This window comes from Calothrix sp. UHCC 0171 (assembly GCF_034931845.1).
GTDB lineage: Bacteria > Cyanobacteriota > Cyanobacteriia > Cyanobacteriales > Nostocaceae > Brunnivagina.
This window is the reverse complement of sequence record NZ_JAYGHN010000016.1, coordinates 119875-125807: the sequence shown is the minus strand read 5'-3', so window position 1 is coordinate 125807 and position 5933 is coordinate 119875. Positions and strand designations below refer to the sequence as shown.

Genomic DNA, 5933 nt, shown 5'->3' with positions numbered 1-5933 from the left:
CTTTTAACATCGATCTACTTACTGGCGGTATAGCACTGCTACCTCTCTACAAGGGAATTAAGTTTTAGCATTACCTAATACCTAATACCTAATTCCCAATGCCCAATTCCCACCTCTACAGTTTCTGTGTAACTAATTGTGTCTGCTGTTCTTGCTGTTGTGTAACATACAAACGATTCAGTGCATTTACGTATGCTTGAGCGGAGGCAACAATAATATCTGTATTGGCTGCATGACCTGAATAAACTCGCCCTTCATGACTTAAACGAATTGTCACTTCGCCGATCGCATCAATACCTGCTGTTACTGATTGTACAGAGAATTCGATCAACTGGTTGGGAACGTTAGCAACGCGATTAATAGCTTTATAAATTGCATCAACAGGTCCCGTTCCAATGGCGGCATCCGTCAATTCCTGCCCATTAGGAGTGCGAATTGTTACCGTGGCAGTGGGACGGGAGCGATCGCCACAGGATATTTGCACTAATTCTAACTTGAATAGGTCTGGGGTTTGTTGAATTTCATCGTTGACTAGTGCTTCTAAATCCCAATCGGTGATTTCTTTCTTTTTGTCGGCTACTTCTTTAAAACGAACAAATGCTTTATTCAAATCCACTTCCGAGAGTTCGTAGCCCAATTCCTTTAAGCGGGTACGGAAAGCATTACGTCCTGAATGTTTGCCCAAAACGATTTGATTATCGTTTAAACCAATTAGTTGAGCATCCATGATTTCATAGGTGAGTTTATTTTTTAACACACCATCCTGGTGAATTCCCGATTCGTGGGCAAAGGCATTTGCCCCAACTATGGCTTTGTTTGGCTGGACTAACATTCCCGTTAAATTGGAAACTAAACGAGATGTTTTATAAATTTGCCGCGTGTCAATATTTGTCAGTGATTCTTCCCCATCAACAGGTCTACCAAAGAAGGGGTTAAAATACTGTCGGCGCACGTGTAACGCCATGACTAATTCTTCTAATGCAGCATTCCCTGCCCGTTCACCAATACCGTTAATTGTACATTCCAATTGGCGGGCACCATTTTTAACTGCCTCTAGGAAATTAGCCACAGCTAAACCTAAATCATTATGCCCATGAACGGAAATAATGGCTTGATCAATGTTAGGAACATTCTCCTTAATTCCCTTAATGATTGCCCCAAATTCACTGGGAGTTGTATAGCCAACAGTATCCGGAATATTAACAGTTGTGGCTCCAGCAGCGATCGCTTTTTCTAATACCTCATACAAAAATTCTGGGTCGGAACGTCCCGCATCTTCGGGCGAAAATTCGACATCATTCGTGAAGCTTTTGGCATATGCTACCATCTCTTCAGCGATCGCCAAAACTTCTGCTCTGGTTTTTTTCAATTTGTATTTGAGGTGAATATCAGAAGTGGCAATGAAAGTATGAATCCTTCCCTTGGCTGCATCCTTAATTGCTTCAGCCGCAGCTTTGATATCGTCGTGTTTTGCTCGTGCCAAACTACAAATTATTGGTCCATTTTCTGTACCCACTGTTTGAGCAATTTTGCTAACTGCGGCAAAATCCCCTGGACTGGCGAAGGCAAAACCCGCCTCAATTACATCCACTCCCAAACGCGCTAGTTGTTTTGCGATCGCTAATTTCTCATCAATATTTAAAGTTGCTCCTGGACATTGTTCGCCATCACGTAATGTGGTATCGAAAATGATGATTCTGTCTGTGTTATTATTCATTGCCATTCGCTTAATAAAATTTAACTTTTTAGCTACAAATATCTGCAACTTTAATTTTTTTAGTTTTAGTATTGTTAATAATTGCTAAGATTATTGCTAAATTACGAGCCTTCAGCTTTTTCTATAACATCACGAATATCGTTTAAATCTATATACCTATCAGTGGCATTACGTAGTTCTCTTGCTATCATTCCTTCCGTTGATACAACCGTTATATGAGTATTTTTTGACCGTAATAACTCTATAGCTCTTTCAAAATCGCCATCACCACTAAATAAAACTACTCGGTCATATTGGTCTACTGTATTAAACATATCGACAACAATTTCTATATCTAAATTTGCTTTTTGTGAATAGCGACCGGAAGTATCATCATAATATTCTTTGAGAATTTTTGTGCGGACGGTATAGCCAAGACTAATGAGTGCATCTCGAAAACCGCGCTGGTCTTGAGGGTCTTTTAAGCCAGTGTACCAGAATGCGTTGATTAAGGTAGTATCCGACTGTTCGTATTTGAAATATTCTAAGACTCTTCGGGGATCAAAAAACCAACCATTTTTTTGTTGAGCGTAAAACATATTGTTTCCGTCTACAAATATAGACAGACGATTCATAGTCGTACCCATAGAAATTAACACCAAAATATATAGATAAGAATGTAGATGGAACAATAGATTATAGCAATTATAAAATGACTTATTTGCTAATATCTGTAAAATCTGTTAGGAGTGTATTTTTGGTCAAATTTGTCAAACATTATTCTTATTAAAGATATTTGAACAAATGTCCTCAAATAAAAATATGCTTTCAACATTTAAACTGTGTAATAGAGAGCTTCATCTTTTGTCGTTGACATGGTACAGTAATTTGCTGCGATTATTTTGACAAGTGTTTACTCTGTGTAAGCCTAAGCTTGCTCTTAGAGTCAAGACACTCTGATAATCTATTGCTGCAACTAAATTGATCAATAAATTAGACTTTTAGATAACAACATCAATAACTGTATATCAATCCATATCAATCCAGTTTACTCCCAAACAGGCGTTAAATAGGCAAGCGCAGATTCTCGGCTTGCTAATATCTATCAGCTTTACTGTCAAATCAAGGACAAGCTACATCGTTAGCAGATTCGCTTCTTTTTAGCCTGCATATGTTGCAAGTATGTCATCAAAGAATAGTTGTATACTCTGACGACTTAAAAATTCAGCTTTGGCATCAAGCGATGCTTACAAGTAGCAAAAACTCTTTGGATAAGTTACATTATCCGTATCTACACTAATGATTTTTTGGAAGTCAGAGTTTATGTAGCAAAAACGACAACTGAGAGCAGAAGCTAGGTGAAAACACATTAACTGTTCGCTCTAGTGCTGTTGCAGAAACCTGTTTTGCTATGCAAATCTTTGCTCTCATCTTGTCTCTGCTTCCCGACATCAAACTGTGTTTGGGATGCTTCGGTTTGGGGTAGAGACAATCTCAAACAAATCATTAGCCCTAGAATTTAGTCATAATGAATCTTTCCGCGAAGTCATAACTGTTTGGGAGGTTATTTGCACCAAAGATTTGGGCTGAAAATTTTACACCAAAGAATCTGCAAGTATATGAATGGTGAAACTGTTGTCAAACCATAAATGTCCTGTAGGAGATATGAATAAACGATACGGGTATATATAAGAAAAGCATAGGATGTTCATTTAAGTATTATTTCCAGTTTTTAACCTATAACTACTGTGTAAATAAATAAGAAAATCTACGTAAATCAATCAGATATTACGACATGGAAGAAGATAATACATCTACCTTAACTAAAAAATATGTATCCGCAACAGATCATCAGTCAAGTCGGACGACAAAATCAACTTCAACAAGCGTAGGCAACCAATCCAAAAGGATAATCCGCTTTGGACATTGGCTCAGTGGATTGTGTGCTGTGGGTGCAGCGATTTTAACTGGCGCAGAATCACCATTGTCGCAAATGATGGAAAATCAGGCACAATCAGCATTTTATCAATTTCGGGGAGCCATTACGCCACCAGAAAATATTGTGATTTTGGCGATTGATGACGAGTCGATATCAAAACCACAAGTTTATTACAAAAATGATCCGCAGAAATATGCTTTTTTCGAGCCTTTGCAAACTTTTCCCTTCAAACGCAAAGCATATGCCCAAGTGATAGAAAAATTATACCAAGCTGGGGCAAGCGCCATCGCCTTGGATGTTGTCTTTGATTTGCCTAGTAGTTATGGGGTAGAGGATGATCAAGAGTTTTTAGCCGCTTTACAGCGTTACGGTAGTCGAGTTAGTCTTGCAGCCTCCTACGAGGAGTTTTTTGAGGGAAATCAGGTATTTACTAAGCAATTGCGACAACCTCAAGAAATGTTTCGCGCTAGTTCCGCCCTAGTCGGTTTTGTTAACTTTCCCCTAGAAGTGGATGGGAAAATTCACCGTTTGGCTTCTGAATATCTCAAGTCATCAGCTGAGTCAGAACCATTAAGAGATTCGTTGGTTGATATCTTACCAGACTTTGATACTGCCACCCTACGTGCGGCAAATATAAATTTTTTCAAACCAAAAGGCGATCGCATTTATTTTCGTGGTATTGCTGGTACGTTCGAGAAAATTTCATTTTGGCAAGTTCTCGACCCCGATTTTTGGAGTAATAATTTAAATTCTGGCAAAGTTTTCCGCAATAAAATTGTTCTTGTTGGTGCGACGGCAAAGTTAACTCAGGATTTTCACCCTGTAGCTGTTAACTGGTTATTTCCCGAACGAATGTCAGGGGTAGAAATTCATGCCAATGCTATTGCAACTTTAATGGAAGGAGATGCAGTTGCGATCGCGATTCCTAATTTATTATCACGTAGTCTTTTTGTCTTAGCATTAGTAGGCGGCAGCGCATATTTAGTCGCTAAAAACAAATATAACCGAATTAAAATTGTTTCGAGTATTATTTGTGCGATAATTTGGGGCGGAATTAGTTACATCATATTTATTTCTAACCAATTATTTTTCCCAACCGCAATTCCAGCAATCGCCATGTTGGCAATTGGTATATCTTATTTGGGAAGTGAAATTGCAGTCCAACAACTGAGAAAGAAACAGTTAGTAGACATTATCAAAAAAAATCCCTCATCACGGATTGCTCAAGAAATTATCAGTCAACAAGAAGATATTAGAGAATTACTTTTACAGCGCGAACTAGAAATTTCAGGCAAAGTTCTCGATGGACGTTATCGAATCGTCAAAGTCTTAGGTTCAGGCGGCTTTAGCGAAACCTATATTGCCGAAGATACAAGGCTGCCAGGGAATCCCCTCTGTGTCGTCAAACAACTACAACCAGTGAACAATAAACCCGAACAAATGGAAGTCGCTCGACGTTTATTTAGTTCCGAAGCCCAAACATTACAAAAATTAGGTAGCCACCCTCAAATACCGCAACTGTTAGCTTACTTTGAAGAAGACGAAGAATTTTATTTAGTCCAAGAATATATTCCTGGCAATGCCCTTAGTCAAGAAATTCCCTCCAGAAAACGTAATGAGCCAGCATTTGTCATTGAGATGTTGCAGGATATATTAAAAACCCTAGCTTTCGTACATGAAAATGGCGTAATTCATCGCGATATTAAGCCAAGTAACATTATGCGACGTAAGAGCGATCGTCAACTTGTACTCATTGATTTTGGTGCTGTCAAACAAGTCTCTACAGACTTATTAGAAAACCCAGAACAAACAGCATTAACTATCGGGATTGGTACTAAAGGTTATGCACCGACAGAACAATCACTAGGGAAACCACAGTATAGTAGCGATATTTATGCAGTGGGGATGATTGCGATCAAAGCATTAACAGGTATTCCACCACATGAACTTGAACGTGATTACAATGGCGAATTGATGTGGATAGATAGAGCAGATGTAAGTCCACATTTTGCCCAAATACTTAATAAAATGGTATCTGATAACTTTCAGAAACGATATCAATCAGCATCTGAAGTTCTGGAAGCCCTAAACCAATTAGGAATTGCTGAAAGTATTGAATCTCTATCATCAGAAAATTCATCAATCAATACCCTATCTTTAGATGATTCCGATAACCCGACTACCCCTTGGGATGGTCTTTCTTAAATTTATTGGCTCGTAATTCAGTGTTTTAGCGCTGACTACAAGCCAATCAATGGAATTTTAGGTACTCGGTAAATTGTTCAGATCAGGGTATTC

Annotated in this window: 3 protein-coding genes; 1 reads left to right on the top strand and 2 read right to left on the bottom strand. The window is 38.5% G+C overall.

Features of this window, described 5'->3' with window-relative positions; all coding sequences use genetic code 11:
• Positions 1–115 precede the first annotated feature (115 nt).
• Both VB733_RS14405 and VB733_RS14400 read right to left on the bottom strand, forming a co-directional pair.
• Positions 116–1717, bottom strand: coding sequence for a 2-isopropylmalate synthase (locus tag VB733_RS14405; protein ID WP_323340745.1), 1602 nt, complete (start codon positions 1715–1717; stop codon positions 116–118).
• 101 nt (positions 1718–1818) lie between these two features.
• Positions 1819–2343 (bottom strand): NYN domain-containing protein, encoded by a 525-nt coding sequence (locus VB733_RS14400; RefSeq protein WP_096615172.1) that lies wholly within the window; start codon positions 2341–2343, stop codon positions 1819–1821.
• A 1148-nt stretch (positions 2344–3491) separates the two neighbouring features.
• Here VB733_RS14400 and VB733_RS14395 point away from each other — a divergent pair.
• The gene (locus VB733_RS14395) at positions 3492–5840 is read left to right on the top strand and encodes a serine/threonine-protein kinase (RefSeq protein WP_323340744.1); all 2349 of its coding nucleotides are present in this window, start codon (positions 3492–3494) and stop codon (positions 5838–5840) included.
• Positions 5841–5933: the final 93 nt, after the last annotated feature.